Genomic DNA, 18,032 nt, shown 5'->3' on the forward strand with positions numbered 1-18,032 from the left:
GAGACATGACGATAAGCCAGGTTTTCTCAAACTTTCTTAACTTGTAAAAGGGAGGATTGCCCCTTGTTGGATGTAAATAATTTTGAGTACATGAAAATAGGGCTTGCTTCACCAGAAAAGATTCGTTCTTGGTCTTACGGTGAAGTGAAAAAACCAGAAACAATTAACTATCGTACGTTAAAACCAGAAAAAGACGGTTTATTCTGTGAGCGTATCTTTGGCCCGCAGAAGGATTGGGAATGTCACTGTGGTAAATATAAACGCGTTCGTTACAAAGGTGTTGTCTGTGACCGCTGTGGCGTAGAAGTAACCAAAGCGAAAGTGCGCCGTGAACGTATGGGACATATTGAACTTGCTGCACCGGTATCACACATTTGGTACTTCAAAGGTATCCCAAGCCGTATGGGATTAGTATTGGATATGTCTCCCCGTGCATTAGAGGAAGTTATCTATTTTGCTGCATATATCGTAACAGATCCGGGAAGCACGCCGCTTGAGAAAAAGCAATTGCTTTCTGAAAAAGAGTTTCGCTCTTATTATGATAAATATGGCAATAACTTTAAAGCTCAAATGGGAGCAGAAGCTATCCGCAAATTATTGCAAGACCTTGATTTAGAAAAAGAAGTGGATGCACTGCGTGAAGAGTTGAAATCAGCTCATGGTCAGCGTCGTACTCGTGCAATCAAACGCTTGGAAGTAATGGAAGCATTCCGTAATTCTGGAAACGAAGCAAGCTGGATGATTTTAGATGTTCTTCCGGTTATCCCTCCAGAAATTCGTCCAATGGTTCAATTAGACGGCGGACGTTTCGCTACTTCAGATTTAAATGACCTTTACCGTCGTGTTATCAACCGTAACAACCGTTTAAAACGTCTGCTCGATTTAGGTGCTCCAAGCATTATCGTTCAGAACGAAAAACGGATGCTTCAGGAAGCTGTCGATGCTTTGATCGATAATGGCCGTCGCGGCCGTCCAGTAACAGGACCAGGTAACCGTCCGTTAAAATCTCTTTCTCATATGCTGAAAGGGAAGCAGGGGCGTTTCCGTCAAAACCTGTTAGGTAAACGTGTTGACTATTCCGGACGTTCCGTTATCGTTGTTGGACCGCATTTGAAAATGTACCAGTGTGGTCTGCCAAGAGAGATGGCGTTAGAGCTATTCAAACCATTCATTATGAAAGAACTCGTATCCAGAGGCCTTGCTCACAACATTAAATCAGCGAAGCGAAAAATTGAAAGAGTGCACCCTGATGTATGGGATGTTCTGGAGGATGTTATTAAAGAACACCCGGTACTGCTTAACCGTGCACCAACGCTTCACAGATTAGGTATTCAGGCATTCGAACCTACATTGGTCGATGGCCGTGCCATCCGTTTGCATCCGCTTGTATGTACCGCATATAACGCTGACTTTGACGGAGACCAAATGGCTGTACACGTTCCGCTTGGAGCAGAAGCACAGGCAGAAGCAAGAATCTTAATGCTGGCAGCACAAAACATTCTTAACCCGAAAGACGGGAAACCAGTTGTTACACCATCACAGGATATGGTACTTGGAAACTACTACCTTACCTTAGAGCGTGAAGGTGCTGTTGGAGAAGGTTCCTACTTCAAAGATACGAACGAAGCATTAATTGCTTATCAAACTGGGTATGCTCATCTGCATACACGTATTGCAGTGCAAGCATCCAGCTTAAATAATAAAACATTTACAGAGAAACAAAATAGCCAGCTATTGTTAACTACAGTTGGTAAGCTGATCTTTAATGAAATTCTTCCGGATTCTTTCCCTTACATGAACGAACCTACAAAAGGGAATTTAGAAGAAAAAACACCAGAAAATTATTTTATTGATCCTGGTACAGACATTAAAGAGGAAATTAAAAACCGTGAAGAGGTTAAGCCATTTAAGAAAGGCTTCTTAGGTGATATTATTGCGGAGGTATTCAAACGATTCAAAATCACAGAAACCTCTAAAATGCTTGACCGTATGAAAGATTTAGGCTTCAGCTACTCTACCAAAGCCGGTATGACAGTTGGTATCTCAGATATCGTTGTACTTGCTGAAAAACAGGGTATCTTAGATGAAGCACAATCGAAAGTAGATAAAGTGTTAAAACAATTCCGTCGTGGTCTGATTACAGAAGAAGAGCGGTATGACCGTGTCATTGCCATCTGGTCAGAAGCGAAAGATGTTATTCAGGATCGCTTGATGGGCTCATTGAGCAACCGAAATCCGATTTATATGATGAGTGATTCCGGTGCCCGTGGTAATGCATCAAACTTCACCCAGCTTGCTGGTATGCGTGGATTGATGGCCGACCCATCTGGTAAAATCATTGAGATCCCAATCAAATCAAGTTTCCGTGAAGGACTAACAGTAATGGAATACTTTATTTCCACACACGGGGCTCGTAAAGGTCTTGCCGATACAGCACTGAAAACAGCCGATTCAGGTTACTTGACCCGCCGCCTTGTAGATGTGGCACAGGATGTTATTATTCGTGAGGAAGATTGCGGAACGGATCGCGGCTTGAAAGTTGCTGCACTCGTAGACGGCTCAGAAGTGATTGAACCGCTTCTAGATCGTTTGATTGGCAGAACAGCATTCGAAAATGTGGCACATCCGGAAACAGGAGAAGTCATTGTCGAGAAAAATGAACTTATTCACGAAGACCAGGCAAAAGCTATTGTGGAAGCCGGTATCGAGGAAGTCATTATTCGTACTGCCTTCACTTGTAACACAAAACATGGCGTATGTCAGAAATGTTATGGCCGTAACTTAGCTACAGGCTCCGATGTAGAGGTTGGCGAAGCGGTTGGAATTATCGCAGCTCAATCTATCGGTGAGCCTGGTACACAGCTGACAATGCGTACCTTCCATACAGGCGGGGTTGCCGGAGACGATATTACGCAAGGTTTACCGCGTATCCAAGAGCTGTTTGAAGCCCGTAATCCAAAAGGGCAGGCAGTCATTACAGAAGTTGCCGGTACCGTTCTGGAAATGAAGGAAGTGAAGGATAAACAAGAAATTGTTATCCAAGGGAATGTAGAACAGCGCAGCTATGCCGTTCCTTACAACGCCCGTATGAAAGTTCAAGAAGGAGATCAAGTGGAAGCCGGGCAAGAGCTTACAGAAGGTTCCGTTGATCCAAAAGAACTTCTTCGAGTGAAAGGTGTAGAAGGTGTTCAAGACTACTTGCTGAAAGAAGTACAGCGTGTATATCGTATGCAAGGGGTAGAAATTGGAGACAAACACGTTGAGGTAATGGTTCGCCAGATGCTTCGTAAAATCCGTGTTGTATCTTCTGGAGATACAGAAGTATTGCCAGGTTCCCTGCTTGAACTGCACCAATTCCGAGATGCAAATCATAAGGTATTTAAAGAAGGTACAGAGCCTGCAACAGGCCGCCCGGTATTACTTGGTATTACCAAAGCATCGCTTGAAACAGATTCCTTCTTATCAGCTGCATCCTTCCAAGAAACGACTCGTGTCTTGACAGATGCTGCGATTAAAGGAAAACGCGATGAACTTCTCGGCTTAAAAGAGAATGTTATCATTGGTAAACTTGTTCCAGCTGGTACAGGGATGCCTCAATACCGTACGTTAGAAGCAGAGCTTGATGCGCCGGAATCAGATGAAGAAGTCGCAGACGAAGAAAGCACACAAAGAGTATAATATGTAATCAGGAGGGAGCCTCTCCCTCCTGATAATAAATAAGTGCGCTATTTTTGAAAGCAGTCTAAAAAAATACCATGAATATATTGACAAACAATATTGAGGGTGGTACTATATTCAAGGTGCTTCTGATTATGCTTGCAAAAGTAATTATCAGAGCAGAGCCTAATCGGAACTTCGGTTTATGCTAAATAATAATAACAAAAAGCAATCTGAGTATAAGGTAAATCATTTTTCGCATTGATTTGTGAGAGATTTTTTTATCACTAAAAATGAACCACCTGGATGTGTGGTATTACAAAAGGTTGTTGTTTGATTACTAAATTGAAATTGAGAGGAGGAAAATGCAATGCCAACAATTAATCAGTTAGTGCGTAAAGGCCGTGTGTCAAAGTCAAAGAAATCTGACTCACCAGCACTTAATAAAGGTTATAACAGCTTTAAAAAGAAAATGACTGATGAGAACGCTCCGCAAAAGCGTGGTGTATGTACTCGTGTAGGTACACTGACTCCTAAGAAACCAAACTCTGCACTTCGTAAATATGCGCGTGTACGTTTGTCTAACAACATGGAGGTAACTGCATACATTCCTGGAATTGGTCACAATCTGCAGGAGCATAGTGTTGTTCTTATCCGCGGCGGTCGTGTAAAAGACTTACCTGGGGTACGTTATCACATCGTACGTGGTGCACTTGATACTGCTGGAGTAGAAGGCCGTATGCAAGGTCGTTCAAAATACGGAACGAAAAAACCGAAACAGAAAAAATAAATAAAATTACTCATATGAAGGAAAGGAGGATGTACAATGCCTCGTAAAGGTCCAGTACCAAAGCGTGATGTATTACCAGATCCGCTTTATAACTCAAAATTAGTTACACGTCTCATTAATCAAATTATGATTGATGGTAAGCGTGGTAAAGCACAAAAAATCCTTTATAATGCGTTTGAATTAGTTGCTGAAAGAAGCGGCCAAAACGCAATGGAAGTTTTTGAGCAGGCAATGAAAAATGTTATGCCAGTACTTGAAGTACGTGCCCGCCGTGTTGGTGGTTCAAACTATCAAGTGCCAGTGGAGGTTCGTCCAGAACGTCGTCAAGCGTTAGGATTACGTTATATTGTTAACTACTCCCGTCTGCGCGGAGAAAAAACAATGGAAGAACGTCTTGCTAATGAAATTCTTGATGCTTCTAATAACACAGGAGCTGCTGTTAAGAGAAGAGAAGATATGCATAAAATGGCAGAAGCGAACAAAGCATTCGCTCACTACCGTTGGTAATATAAATCTAACAAAAGCTTTTTATAGGAAGGAGAAGAATACATGGCTAGAGAGTTCTCCTTGGAAAAGACACGTAATATCGGTATTATGGCGCACATTGATGCGGGAAAGACAACAACTACTGAGCGTATTCTTTTCTATACAGGACGTATTCATAAAATTGGTGAAACCCACGAGGGTGCTTCACAAATGGACTGGATGGAACAAGAGCAGGAGCGTGGAATCACGATTACTTCCGCTGCAACAACTGCTGCTTGGAATGACCATCGTATAAACATTATCGATACACCTGGACACGTGGACTTCACTGTTGAAGTTGAGCGTTCCCTTCGTGTACTTGATGGTGCGGTAACTGTACTTGATGCACAATCAGGTGTAGAGCCACAAACGGAGACAGTATGGCGTCAAGCGACAACATACGGTGTTCCTCGTATTGTGTTTATTAACAAAATGGATAAAACAGGCGCTGATTTCTTGTATTCAACAAATACATTAAAAGAACGCCTTGGTGCAAACGCACATCCAATTCAAATGCCAATTGGTGCTGAAGATGAATTTAACGGAATTATCGACTTGATTAAGATGGAAGCTCACATCTATTTAGATGATTTAGGGCAAAAATCGGAAACAACTGAAATTCCTGATGAATTAAAAGACCAAGCGGAAGAGTTACGTGCTAACCTGATTGAAGGCGTAGCCGAAACGGATGAAGAGCTTATGATGAAGTATCTTGAAGGAGAAGAAATCTCTGAAGAGGAGCTTGTAAACGCAATTCGTCAAGCTACTTTGAATGTTGATTTCTATCCGGTACTTTGCGGTTCTGCATTTAAAAACAAAGGTGTTCAGTTAATGCTGGATGCGGTTATCGATTATCTCCCTGCTCCAACAGACGTACCTCCAATCGAAGGTATTGTTCCTGGAACAGAAGAAAAAGTAACTCGTCCATCATCTGATGAAGGTCCATTCTCTGCATTGGCATTTAAAGTAATGACTGACCCTTATGTTGGTAGATTAACATTCTTCCGTGTGTACTCCGGTACACTTAAATCAGGTTCTTATGTGAAGAACTCTGTAAAAGATAAGCGTGAGCGTATTGGACGTATCCTGCAAATGCACGCAAACTCCCGTGAAGAGATTTCGGTTGCATATGCTGGCGAAATCGCTGCTGCGGTAGGCTTGAAGGATACTTCAACAGGTGATACACTATGCGATGAAAAGGATCTTGTTATTCTTGAGTCCATGGAATTCCCTGAGCCGGTTATCTCGGTTGCGATTGAACCAGAAACAAAAGCAGACCAAGATAAAATGGCGATTGCTCTTGCTAAACTTGCAGAAGAGGATCCAACCTTCCGTACAGAAACAAACGTAGAAACTGGACAAACAATTATCTCTGGTATGGGTGAGCTTCACTTAGATATCATCGTTGATCGTTTAAAACGTGAATTTAAAGTTGGTGCACAAGTTGGTGCTCCACAAGTTTCTTACAGAGAAACTTTCCGTGCTGCTGCTGAAGTAGAAGGTAAATTCGTACGTCAGTCTGGTGGACGTGGACAGTTCGGTCACGTTTGGGTTAAATTTGAGCCAAACGAAGAAGGCGCTGGATTCGAATTTGTTAACAATATCGTTGGTGGTGTTGTTCCTCGTGAATACATTCCGGCTGTTCAACAAGGTATCGAAGAATCCATGGAAAATGGTGTCCTTGCCGGATATCCATTAATCGACGTAAAAGCTACATTATATGATGGAAGCTATCATGATGTCGATTCCAACGAAATGGCGTTTAAAGTAGCTGCTTCTATGGCACTTAAAGCTGCTAAAAACAAATGTAACCCAGTTCTGCTTGAACCAATGATGAGAGTAGAAATTGTTGTTCCAGAAGAATACATGGGAGACATCATGGGTGATGTAACATCTCGTCGTGGACGTGTAGAAGGTATGGAAGCACGCGGAACTGCTCAAGTAGTTAAAGCGTTCGTACCGCTTGCTGAAATGTTTGGTTATGCAACTGCATTACGTTCAAACACACAAGGTCGTGGAGTGTACACGATGCACTTTGACCACTATGAAGAAACACCTAAAAGCATTACAGAAGAAATTATCAAGAAAAATGCAGGTCAATAATTGATTTTTTCTTCAATCTGACGTATAACATTTAATAAAGGCTGGGAAATTTTTAACGATTTCCTGGCATATAAAAAATTGCTATATATTTAAAGGAGGAACTATAAATGGCTAAAGAAAAATTCGACCGCTCGAAAAGTCACGTAAACATTGGAACAATTGGTCACGTTGACCATGGTAAAACAACTTTAACTGCTGCAATCACTACAGTAATGGCAAAAAGAAATGGTGATGGCACTGCAATGGCTTATGACCAAATTGATGGTGCTCCAGAAGAGAAAGAACGCGGAATTACAATCGCAACTTCTCACGTAGAGTACGAAACTGAAACTCGTCACTATGCACACGTTGACTGCCCAGGTCACGCTGACTATGTTAAAAACATGATCACTGGTGCTGCACAAATGGACGGAGCTATCCTTGTAGTATCTGCTGCAGATGGCCCAATGCCACAAACTCGTGAGCATATCCTATTATCTCGTAACGTTGGGGTACCTTCTATCGTAGTATTCCTTAACAAAACAGATATGGTAGACGATGAAGAGCTACTTGAATTAGTAGAAATGGAAGTTCGTGATTTATTATCTGAATATGATTTCCCTGGTGATGATGTACCAGTTATCGCAGGTTCTGCTCTTAAAGCACTTGAAGGCGATGAAGAGTATGAAGAAAAAATCGTTGAATTAATGGCTGCAGTGGACGAATATGTTCCAACTCCAGAACGTGATACAGATAAACCATTCATGATGCCAGTTGAGGACGTATTCTCTATCACTGGTCGTGGTACTGTTGCTACAGGCCGTGTTGAGCGTGGAGAAGTTCGCGTTGGAGACGAAGTAGAAATCATCGGTATCAACGAAGAATCTTCTAAAACTACTGTAACTGGAGTAGAAATGTTCCGTAAGCTTCTTGACTATGCTGAAGCTGGTGATAACATTGGTGCACTACTTCGTGGTGTTTCCCGTGAAGATATCAACCGTGGACAAGTACTAGCTAAGCCTGGTTCAATCACTCCACATACAAACTTCAAAGCAGAAGTTTATGTATTATCAAAAGATGAAGGTGGACGTCATACTCCATTTTTCTCTAACTACCGTCCACAGTTCTACTTCCGTACAACGGATGTAACTGGAGTAATCACGCTTCCAGAAGGAACTGAAATGGTAATGCCTGGAGATAACATCGAAATGTCAGTAGAACTTATTGCACCAATCGCGATTGAAGACGGAACTCGTTTCTCTATCCGTGAAGGTGGACGTACAGTTGGATCTGGCGTTGTATCTACTATCGAAAAATAATAAATGCTTTTCATATAGGAAGGCAGCGTGACGACGTTGTCTTTCTATTCCTAATAAAAAAGAACCTTCGATAAATTATCAGCTGATTATCGAAGGTTCTTTTTTATATTATACAGTAACTTTAGGGTGTTCCGTTGCAATATGGCGAAAGCATTTATCTAATCCATTTAAAACGATAGAATGTGTTATAAAGACATCTTGATTATTTTCAATTCCTTGTGAGAGCATATTACTGGTTATACTTGTAGCTATAAAAGCGCATTCATCTGTGTTGACCAGTCCATGGTGAGAAAGTGCTTCATTTGGGCGGGCAAGTCCCATAGATACGCAACGATTCCATTGCTCATCTGTATTAGGAAGCAACCTTGCCTGCATTTCTCCGCCTAAGCTTTTTACTCCGACAGCTGCCAGAACTCCTTCTGGTGCACCGCCGATACCAATAAATAAGTCAGCGTTACCTTGGCGATGTATACATGTTGAAATGGCAGGGATAATATCTCCCTCTTCAAACAATTCTGTTCGAACACCTAAAGCACGTGCTTCTTCTACCCAGTGATTGTGTCTTTCTCTATCCTGTGTAATTATTTTTAATTCTTCCAGCTTCTTTCCTTTGGCCTCTGCAATGATACGCAAGTTTTTCTCCAGAGGAAAATCAATATTAATTTTGCCGGCTGCTTCCGGACCAGTTACAATCTTCTCCATATACATATCAGGCGCATGAAGCAGTGTACCTTTCTTTGCAATGGCAATGACGGCAATCGCATTATTTTTTCCTTTAGAAGTAGAAGTAGTCCCATCAATTGGATCAACAGCCAAGTCAATGCCTTTTCCGTGTCCGGTGCCCACCTTTTCACCGATAAACAGCATAGGCGCTTCATCGATTTCTCCTTCCCCGATAACGATTTCCCCGTCCATATGGATTTTATTTAGCTGGGTACGCATCGAATCTGTAGCTGCCTGATCAGCTTCTATTTTATTTCCCGTGCCAATCCAAGGATATGTTGCAAGTGCTGCGGACTCGGTAACATGCAGAAATTCTTGAATGAACTGATTCATAACTGCCAACTCCTTTAGAATTTTTATTTGTAAAACGAAATAACGATCATGAAATACATCATTCAGAAGGCGCTTTTAAAGTGATATAACAAAATGAGTATTAAATTAATAGTAATACAGTTTTCATTTTATATCAATATATTTCATTTATTATTGATTATTATTTTTAGTTTTTATTTCGTGATGCTTGTTAAGATAGCGATATGTAATGAAGGAATAAGACTGTGGTGGAACTGCCATACGATATAAAAAGTTAGATAAAAAACAACTCCTCCAATAGATATGAATTTGTTATGATAAAAGAGCAGTAAATGAAAATACGTGTTAGTAAATTGGATATGCAATCAGGATTTTTGTGATGGGAGAGAGAAGATGCTTTTTAATAATAAGTACAGAGAAGAGATTATTGAAGCTGTATTTGAAAAAACTAATTTTTGTTTTGTTGTAGTCAATCGAGAGGGATTGGTTACTTATTTAAATAAAAATTACTGTGATTTCATTGAGGTGACATTAGATGATGTGCTGGGTAAGCATGTCACCGATGTTATTGAAAATACCAGGATGCATATTGTCGCAGAGACGGGAACAGAAGAAATTGCAGATCTGCAATATATAAAAGGGAACCATATGATTGCAAATCGCATCCCGCTATTTGCTGAAGGGGAGCTAGTTGGAGCTGTCGGAACCGTGCTATACAAAGACACCGAAGAATGGAAGAAAATGAACTCCCATGTGAAAGCGTTGTTATTAGAAATTGAAAACTATCAGAAAAAATTACGTAATCCAAAAGGGGCCACCTATTCATTAAATGATATTGTCGGCAGCTCTATCCAGATAAATGACATTAAAGAAAAGATTAAAAAGGTTTCATCAGGAGATGCCTCGATATTATTAGAGGGAGGCAGCGGCACGGGAAAGGAGCTATTTGCCCATAGTATTCATCATTTAAGTGAACGCAGTGCTAAGCCATTTATAAAAGTGAACTGTGCAGCCATTCCAGTAGATTTACTGGAGTCCGAATTATTTGGTTATGAAGGCGGCGCATTTACCGGAGCTAAAAAAGAAGGAAAAAAGGGTAAATTTCAACTGGCTGATGGCGGGACACTGTTTTTGGATGAGATTGGAGATATGCCATTAACGGCACAGGTTAAAATTCTTCGTGCGCTGCAAGAAGGAGAGATTGAAGCAGTTGGAACGGAAAAAACACAGAAAATTGATGTCCGAATTATTTCTGCAACAAATCAGTCAATTGAAGAGCTGATAAAGGAGAATCGTTTTCGGGAGGATCTTTATTACCGGATTAATGTAATTTCCATTAAAATTCCTCCTTTAAAGGAAAGAGCGGAAGATATTCGGGTAACGGCAAAGTTTTTGCTGAGGAAAATCACACAGCGTACAGGCAAACGAGTGGTCAGCTTCAGTGATGCGGTAATGCATTTCTTTATGCACTATGATTGGCCGGGGAATGTCCGCGAACTGGAAAATGTGATTGAATCTGCAGTACATCTGACCAATACAGAAATGATTGAATTGGAAGACCTGCCTGATCATATGCAGCAAAGCCTCTATATAACGGAAGACGGGATGGGGTTGAAAGAAATTTTGAGCAGAGCAGAAAAACAAGCTTTGCTACATGCTATCCACAAATCAAATGGAGATAAGATAAAAGCTGCTGATTTACTTGGAATCGGCAAGTCGAGTTTTTATGAGAAAATAAAAAAATATGACTTATAGATTCCAGAAACGTGGAATAAATTCCGTGAATCCGGAAAATTTAAAACTCTTTCTGTGTAAGTGCTTACAAATACATAAATGTTAGCGGAAGGCCTGTATTCCATAAATCTGGAATACGGGCCTTCTGTTTATCGGCTTACTTTGTTGTCTATCCTTTATTCTTCAGTTTAATCATTTTTGGCATGTTTTTTGCTACTGTACTGTGGAGGGGGGAGATGCAAATGAAAACAATTTATACATCTTTTGAAGACGCTGTAAAAAATATTCAGGATGGTTCCACGATTATGGTAGGAGGGTTTGGGCTGGTCGGTATTCCCGAGAATCTTATTTTGGCATTGGTGGACTCAGGAGTTAAACACCTTACAGTTATATCGAATAATTGCGGAGTAGATGATTGGGGACTGGGATTACTTTTAAAAAATAAGCAAATAGATAAAATGATTGGTTCCTATGTTGGAGAAAATAAAAAGTTTGAGCGGCAGGTGCTGGCGGGAGAATTAGAGGTAGAATTAACACCTCAGGGCACGCTGGCAGAGCGGATTCGGGCAGGGGGGGCAGGTATTCCTGCGTTTTATACACCGGCTGGAGTCGGAACCCCTGTTGCAGAAAATGGAGAAGTGCGTGTTTTTGATCGAAAAGAGTATTTGCTGCAGACTGCATTAAAGGCAGATTTCAGCTTAATCAGAGCCGCTGTCGGAGATGATGCCGGAAATTTAGTTTACAACAAGACAGCGAGAAATTTTAATCCGATGATGGCTGCTGCAGGAAAAATAACCATTGCAGAGGTAGAGCAGCTGGTTGAAACAGGTTCTATCGATCCAGATCATGTCCATACGCCGGGAATCTATGTTCAGGGAATGATTGAAGGGAAACAGGAGAAAAGAATTGAACGTCTGACATTACGGCAGGAAATGTAATCGAGATCAAGGAGGATGAAGGTTATGGTAAAACAATTAGATAAAGCTTCTGTCAGAGAAAGAATTGCCAGGAGGGCTGAAAAAGAAATCGAAAGCGGTTACTACGTTAACTTAGGGATTGGAATGCCTACCATGGTTGCTAACTACATTCAGGAAGGGAAACAGGTTGTCCTTCAATCAGAAAATGGGCTGCTCGGGATAGGAAAGTCTCCTTTAAAAACGGAGGTTGATCCGGATTTGATTAATGCCGGGAAGGAGACGGTTACAGCTCAAATCGGTGCATCCTATTTTAGTAATGCAGAGTCATTTGCAATGATACGGGGGGAACATTTAAATCTTGCTATCCTGGGAGGGATGGAAGTTTCTGAAACCGGGGATTTGGCAAACTGGATGATTCCGGGAAAAATGATCAAAGGTATGGGGGGAGCAATGGATATTGTCCATGGAGCAAAAAAAATCGTTGTTATTATGGACCATGTTAATAAGCATAACGAGCCAAAGATCTTAAAAAAATGCAGCTTGCCTTTAACCGGCAAACAGGTCGTCAATCGAATTATTACCGATCGAGCGGTGATTGATGTGGAGGAAGATGGTCTTATGCTTGTCGAAGTAGCAGAAGGCTGGACGGCAGAAGAGATTATCGCGTCAACAGAAGCTGAGCTTCGAATTAGTGAGCATTTGCAACCGGGAGCTTATTAATCTCTTTGCCGGAATGCTGGTATGATTGGATATAAAATGAAACTTTATTAAGGGTTAGTATTGCGAGGGGGATTATATATGATAGAAAATAAAGTAGTTTTTATAACAGGTGCAGCAAGCGGTATCGGGTATGAAATTGGCCGTGCGTTTGCAAAAAACGGTGCAAAGGTAGCTTTGTCAGATGTGAATGAAGAGAAAGTGGTGGAGGCTTCGGAGAATTTAAAGAAGAAGGGCCATGACTGTATCGGACTGAAATGCGATGTTACCAGTGAAGAAGAGCTTAAACAGGCTTTGGATTACACAGAAGAAAAGTATGGAAGAATCGACGTTTTAATTAACAATGCAGGGTTACAGCATGTATCTGCTATTGAAGATTTTCCAACTGAAAAATTTGAGTTTATGACTAAGGTTATGCTGGTTGCTCCATTTATGGCAACCAAGCTTATTTTCCCGCTGATGAAAAAGCAAGGATTTGGACGGATTATTAATATGGCTTCGATTAATGGGCTGATTGGTTTTGCAGGTAAGGCAGCCTATAACAGTGCTAAGCACGGGGTGATCGGTTTGACCAAGGTGTCTGCTTTAGAAGGAGCTGCAGATGGGATTACGGTGAATGCGATTTGCCCTGGGTATGTCGACACGCCGCTGGTGCGCGGACAGTTTGAGGATTTGGCAAAAAATCGTGGTGTGCCAATTGAAAAAGTACTGGAAGAAGTATTATACCCATTAGTGCCTCAGAAACGGCTTTTAGATGTTCAGGAGGTTGCGGATTATGTCATGTTCTTAGCCAGTGATAAAGCAAAGGGAATTACGGGGCAGGCAATTGCATTAGATGGCGGCTATACAGCTCAATAATAAAAAGAAGAGGTGAGAATAAAAATGACAAATGTATATTTGATTGAAGGAGCAAGAACACCATTTGGCACCTTCGGCGGAAGTTTGAAGGATGTCGGACCTGCTGAATTAGGTATAGCAGTTAGTAAGGAAGCAATTCGCCGCAGCGGAATACCGGCCGAAGTTATTGATCTGAGCGTTTTGGGCAATGTTATTCATTCCGAAAAGAATGCGCCCTATCTTTCCAGACATGTCGCGCTGCAGGCGGGCATACCGTTAGCGAGTCCTGCTTTGACGGTCAACCGTTTATGCGGCTCCGGCCTGCAGTCTGTCGTCTCGGCCGCGCAATCCATTTTACTCGGCGAGGCGAGTGTGGCACTGGCTGGAGGAGTCGAAAATATGAGTCAGTCTCCCTATGCATTAAGGGGAAGCAGGTTCGGGACAAAATTAAAAACACCTCATGTGGATGACATGCTTTGGGCAGCTTTAACCGATGAATATATTGGTTCGGGGATGGGAGTTACTGCAGAGAATTTAGCTGAGAAATATCATATTTCCCGTGAAGAACAGGATGTATATGCTTGTTTGAGTCACCAGCGGGCTGCAAAAGCACAGAAAGCAGGAAAGCTGGAGGAGGAAATCATTCCAGTGGAGATAATGTCCAGAAAAGGAACAACAGTTGTAAATACGGATGAGCATATCCGTGAGAGTACGACGGTGGAGAAGCTTGCGGGGCTCAAGGGTGCTTTTAAGAAGGATGGAACGGTGACAGGAGGGAATGCCAGCGGGATTAATGATGGTGCTGGAGCAGTTATTGTAGCCGATGAGCACTACGTAGAGCGGCATCAGGTAAAGCCTCTGGCAAGAATCGTGTCATGGGGAGTTGCGGGCGTGGAACCGGAATATATGGGGATTGGGCCGGTGCCTGCGATAAAACAGGCCTTAAAAAAAGCCGATCTTACCTTGGATGATATAGATGTAATAGAAGTAAATGAGGCATTTGCTGCCCAGTATTTAGCTGTTGAAAAAGTGCTTGGCTTGGATCGGGAAAAGGTCAATGTCAATGGGGGCGCTATCGCTTTGGGACATCCGATTGGAGCCAGCGGAACAAGGGTGCTCTACACATTAACGAAGGAGCTGAAACGAAGCAGGAAGAAATATGGCATTGCCTCCTTATGTATTGGTGGAGGGCAGGGGATTGCGATGATTTTGGAGGCTGTTTAACCTGAAATGATACATCAAGAATAGATTCTTCTCTGCTGTGAGAGGGCAATTTAATTTGCGGTAAAATGATTTGTTCTTTCTAATTAGCATAGCGACAAAAAAGAGAGAAATGGAGGGGTATGCATGTTTGGAATTATATTAGGCTTAGTTGTGCTGATGGTTCTTGCTTATTTAGGGTGGTCTATTATTTGGGTAGCGCCCATTGCAGCAGGAGTAGTGGCACTCGCTGGAGGTCTGGATCTTTTAGAGGCATATACAGACACATATATGAGCGGGTTTGTTAATTTTGCTAAGCAATGGTTTCCTGTGTTTATGCTGGGGGCAGTTTTTGGCAAGTTGATGGAAGACACAGGGATGGCGAAGTCCGTTGCTATTGCATTAACAAAGGTAATTGGCACGAAACGAGCTATACTGGGGGTGCTTGTTTCCTGTGCGGTTTTAACCTATGGAGGGGTCAGTTTATTCGTTGTCGTGTTTGCTGTTTATCCATTAGCGTTGACATTATTCCGGGAGGCAAATATCAGCAGACGTCTGATTCCGGGTACTGTCGCATTAGGGGCTTTTACATTTACGATGACAGCTATTCCCGGGACTCCTCAAATTCAAAACTTAATTCCGGTTCCGTATTTTAATACGAATGCGATGGCAGCTCCGGTTATGGGGATAACAGCAGCTGTTATTATGGCTGTTGGCGGTTATGGTTACATGCGATGGAGAGAAAAGCAGCTGACTGCAAAAGGGGAGGGCTATACCGAGCCAAAAGATAATAAAATCGTACAGGTAGAAGGGAACGCGCCTCATTTTATATTATCTATCTTACCGTTAGTCACCGTTGTGGTAACGTTGAATATTTTTCAATGGGATATTGTGATTGCTTTATTGTCCGGAATTATTCTGCTGCTTCTATTAAATATTACGAAATTCAGAGGGTTTGTGAAAGCAATTAATAGTGGTGCAGTAGGCTCTGTTACAGCCATTGTAAATACCAGCGCTGCTGTTGGGTTTGGTACGGTTGTTCAGGCAGTGCCGGGCTTTGATCGGTTGACGGCGCTGTTAATGGGAGTGAAAGGAAACCCCTTAATTTCTGAAGCCATTGCGGTAAATGTTTTAGCCGGCTCCACAGGCTCTGCTTCAGGCGGGATGGGTATCGCCTTGGAAGCTTTAGGGGAGAGATATTATGAGCTGGCACTCAGTACAGGTATTGCTCCGGAAGCATTCCACCGAATTGCGTCTCTTTCCTCGGGAGGACTGGATGCGATGCCGCATAATGGTGCAGTGCTAACGTTGCTTACCATTACAGGGATGACACATAAAGACAGCTATAAGGATATTTTTGTAGTAGCGGTAGCTATTCCAGTTTTAGCAACAGCGGCCGCAATCATTTTAGCGTCTTTGGGCATCTACTAGAGGGATAGATAAAACACAAATCCAACAGCTGGGTCGTGATCGTATACGCTTTGAATTCTGTGAAAGGAGCAGAATGAAAACTTGACTGCTGGAAGTTTTATTCATAAGAAGTCGTGCTAAAGAAACGGTATGTCATAATATATTATAGAAAGAACCGAAACGGTGATGTTGTTGGGAGAGCATTTCGGTTGATAATATAGCAGCATACAAGGGGGGAGCTCGATTGAAAGTTTTAACAAGATTCTTTGACGGGGTGGTACAGAGATATTTACCAGATGCATTTTTATTTGCTATTATTTTAACGATTTTGGTTTACTTACTGGGTGTCACTATAACAAGCAGCGGCCCGATGGAAATGATAACGTATTGGGGAGAGGGTTTTTGGGACCTGCTTGAATTTGGAATGCAAATGTCACTGGTGGTTGTGACAGGGTATATTTTAGCAAGTACACCTGTTGTGAAAGGTTTTTTAGCGAAACTCAGCAGAGCGGCAAAAACACCGGGGCAAGCGGTGATGCTGGTAACATTCGTTGCTTTGCTTGCTTGTTTAATAAACTATGGCTTTGGACTTGTTGTCGGAGCATTATTTGCTGTTCATGTGGCAAAGCGGGTTCCTGCAGTGGACTATCGGATATTGATTGCCAGCGCCTACAGCGGTATGGTCATCTGGCATGGCGGTTTTTCCGGGTCGGTACCGCTGCTCATTGCCACACCAGGGCATTTTTTTGAAGATGCTATTGGAATAATTCCTGTAACAGAGACATTGTTCAGTTCATTTAATCTGTTTATTGTCATTACCTTATTAATTACACTTCCGCTTTTTAATCGGTACTTATTAAAGGGAGCAGATCCTATAGGTAAAATCGATCCTTCATTATGGAAGGAAGAATCCGGAGAGGAAACGGAAGCGGAAGTTCCTCAGTCGGTAACACCCGCAGAAAGGCTGGAGAACAGTCAGGCCTTGTCTTTTCTGATTGGCATGATGGGACTCCTTTTTATTGGGTATCATTTCGTTGCCAATGGATTTGACCTAAATATCAATATCGTCAATTTTATTTTTCTTTTCTTGGGAATCCTTCTTCACAGAACACCAAGACGGTTTCTGGATACGGTAGGGAGAGGTGTGAAGAACGCCGGCGGAATTATTATACAGTTTCCATTCTACGCTGGAATAATGGGGATGATGGTGGCATCTGGATTATCAGATAAGATTTCATTATGGTTTGTCAGTTTCGCAACCGAATATACACTGCCTATTTTCACTTTTCTCAGCGCAGGTTTGGTTAATGCGTTAGTACCTTCCGGCGGCGGACAATGGGCTGTCCAAGGCCCTATCATGATACAAGCAGCGCTTGAAATTGGAGCCGATACAGCAAAAACAGCCATGGCAGTTGCCTGGGGAGATGCCTGGACAAATATGATACAGCCATTTTGGGCCCTGCCTGTACTCGCCATTGCCGGGTTGAAGATTCGGGATATTATGGGCTTTTGTGTCATGATTCTACTGTTTACCTTTATTCCGATTGCGATCGGGTTTCTACTATTATAATAGAAAGATTATATAACATTGTGAAGCGGAACGGTAAAACAGCCGATTCCGCTTATTCTTTGTTTTATTTAAAAGTTTTTAGCGTAAGAACAAGCAGAATTTCTGATTATATAAGGAAATAAAAAAACTTTTAAAATAAGCTTGCAATCATACTAGATGCTATGTATAATATAAAAATGTGCAAACTTGTAGATAGCTATGTATAAGCTTGCTAAGGTCAAAGATATTTGTTATACTAA

At 41.9% G+C, this 18,032-nt stretch carries 13 protein-coding genes; 12 read left to right on the forward strand and 1 reads right to left on the reverse strand.

The features are described from left to right. Nucleotides 1–63 precede the first annotated feature (63 nt). The 5 genes from rpoC (at nucleotide 64) to tuf (ending at nucleotide 8,373) form a co-directional block, all read left to right on the forward strand. The gene (rpoC, locus tag BN997_RS06650) at nucleotides 64–3,678 is read left to right on the forward strand and encodes a DNA-directed RNA polymerase subunit beta' (protein ID WP_042530759.1); all 3,615 of its coding nucleotides are present in this window, start codon (nucleotides 64–66) and stop codon (nucleotides 3,676–3,678) included. Nucleotides 3,679–4,027: 349 nt separating this feature from the next. Then, nucleotides 4,028–4,447, forward strand: coding sequence for a 30S ribosomal protein S12 (gene rpsL / locus BN997_RS06655; protein WP_042530761.1), 420 nt, complete (start codon nucleotides 4,028–4,030; stop codon nucleotides 4,445–4,447). A gap of 36 nt (nucleotides 4,448–4,483) precedes the next feature. After that, nucleotides 4,484–4,954, forward strand: a complete 471-nt coding sequence (gene rpsG, locus BN997_RS06660; RefSeq protein ID WP_040985105.1) for a 30S ribosomal protein S7 — start codon at nucleotides 4,484–4,486, stop codon at nucleotides 4,952–4,954. A 42-nt stretch (nucleotides 4,955–4,996) separates the two neighbouring features. After that, nucleotides 4,997–7,075, forward strand: coding sequence for an elongation factor G (fusA, locus tag BN997_RS06665; protein WP_042530764.1), 2,079 nt, complete (start codon nucleotides 4,997–4,999; stop codon nucleotides 7,073–7,075). A 107-nt stretch (nucleotides 7,076–7,182) separates the two neighbouring features. Then, nucleotides 7,183–8,373 carry an elongation factor Tu gene (gene tuf, locus BN997_RS06670; protein ID WP_042530767.1) on the forward strand — a complete coding sequence of 397 codons (1,191 nt, stop codon included), beginning with the start codon at nucleotides 7,183–7,185 and terminating at the stop codon, nucleotides 8,371–8,373. Between the two features lie 108 nt (nucleotides 8,374–8,481). On the opposite strand, the gene glpX is transcribed toward tuf, so the two are convergent. Further along, entirely contained in the window at nucleotides 8,482–9,429 is a 948-nt protein-coding gene (glpX, locus tag BN997_RS06675) for a class II fructose-bisphosphatase (RefSeq protein WP_042530769.1), read from the reverse strand. A gap of 372 nt (nucleotides 9,430–9,801) precedes the next feature. Between glpX and BN997_RS06680 the strand changes: the two genes are divergently transcribed. From BN997_RS06680 to BN997_RS06710, 7 genes are all read left to right on the forward strand, one after another. Further along, the gene (locus tag BN997_RS06680) at nucleotides 9,802–11,163 is read left to right on the forward strand and encodes a sigma-54 interaction domain-containing protein (RefSeq protein ID WP_052484936.1); all 1,362 of its coding nucleotides are present in this window, start codon (nucleotides 9,802–9,804) and stop codon (nucleotides 11,161–11,163) included. Between the two features lie 221 nt (nucleotides 11,164–11,384). Next, nucleotides 11,385–12,080, forward strand: a complete 696-nt coding sequence (locus BN997_RS06685) for a CoA transferase subunit A (RefSeq protein ID WP_042530771.1) — start codon at nucleotides 11,385–11,387, stop codon at nucleotides 12,078–12,080. 24 nt (nucleotides 12,081–12,104) lie between these two features. Then, nucleotides 12,105–12,779 (forward strand): 3-oxoacid CoA-transferase subunit B, encoded by a 675-nt coding sequence (locus BN997_RS06690; protein WP_042530773.1) that lies wholly within the window; start codon nucleotides 12,105–12,107, stop codon nucleotides 12,777–12,779. 78 nt (nucleotides 12,780–12,857) lie between these two features. Further along, complete coding sequence (locus BN997_RS06695; protein WP_042530774.1) at nucleotides 12,858–13,634, forward strand: 3-hydroxybutyrate dehydrogenase; 777 nt, start codon at nucleotides 12,858–12,860, stop codon at nucleotides 13,632–13,634. Between the two features lie 24 nt (nucleotides 13,635–13,658). Next, nucleotides 13,659–14,837, forward strand: coding sequence for a thiolase family protein (locus BN997_RS06700; protein WP_042530776.1), 1,179 nt, complete (start codon nucleotides 13,659–13,661; stop codon nucleotides 14,835–14,837). Between the two features lie 123 nt (nucleotides 14,838–14,960). Beyond that, nucleotides 14,961–16,244: a GntP family permease gene (locus BN997_RS06705; RefSeq protein WP_042530778.1), complete on the forward strand. Its 1,284-nt coding sequence runs from the start codon at nucleotides 14,961–14,963 to the stop codon at nucleotides 16,242–16,244. Between the two features lie 223 nt (nucleotides 16,245–16,467). Beyond that, a complete protein-coding gene (locus BN997_RS06710) occupies nucleotides 16,468–17,793 on the forward strand; it encodes a short-chain fatty acid transporter (RefSeq protein ID WP_042530780.1) in 1,326 nt (441 codons plus the stop codon). The last annotated feature ends 239 nt before the right edge of the window (nucleotides 17,794–18,032 follow it).

The organism is Oceanobacillus oncorhynchi (genome assembly GCF_000821065.1).
Lineage (GTDB): Bacteria > Bacillota > Bacilli > Bacillales > Amphibacillaceae > Oceanobacillus > Oceanobacillus oncorhynchi.

Bases quoted from the DNA above. Each gene is read 5' to 3' on its own strand.
- BN997_RS06705 (WP_042530778.1), top strand. From the start codon at position 14,961: ATGTTTGGAATTATATTAGGCTTAGTTGTGCTGATGGTTCTTGCTTAT.
- BN997_RS06680 (WP_052484936.1), top strand. From the start codon at position 9,802: ATGCTTTTTAATAATAAGTACAGAGAAGAGATTATTGAAGCTGTATTT.
- tuf (WP_042530767.1), top strand. From the start codon at position 7,183: ATGGCTAAAGAAAAATTCGACCGCTCGAAAAGTCACGTAAACATTGGA.
- BN997_RS06700 (WP_042530776.1), top strand. From the start codon at position 13,659: ATGACAAATGTATATTTGATTGAAGGAGCAAGAACACCATTTGGCACC.
- BN997_RS06690 (WP_042530773.1), top strand. From the start codon at position 12,105: ATGGTAAAACAATTAGATAAAGCTTCTGTCAGAGAAAGAATTGCCAGG.
- BN997_RS06695 (WP_042530774.1), top strand. From the start codon at position 12,858: ATGATAGAAAATAAAGTAGTTTTTATAACAGGTGCAGCAAGCGGTATC.
- rpsL (WP_042530761.1), top strand. From the start codon at position 4,028: ATGCCAACAATTAATCAGTTAGTGCGTAAAGGCCGTGTGTCAAAGTCA.
- rpsG (WP_040985105.1), top strand. From the start codon at position 4,484: ATGCCTCGTAAAGGTCCAGTACCAAAGCGTGATGTATTACCAGATCCG.
- glpX (WP_042530769.1), bottom strand. From the start codon at position 9,429: ATGAATCAGTTCATTCAAGAATTTCTGCATGTTACCGAGTCCGCAGCA.
- fusA (WP_042530764.1), top strand. From the start codon at position 4,997: ATGGCTAGAGAGTTCTCCTTGGAAAAGACACGTAATATCGGTATTATG.
- BN997_RS06685 (WP_042530771.1), top strand. From the start codon at position 11,385: ATGAAAACAATTTATACATCTTTTGAAGACGCTGTAAAAAATATTCAG.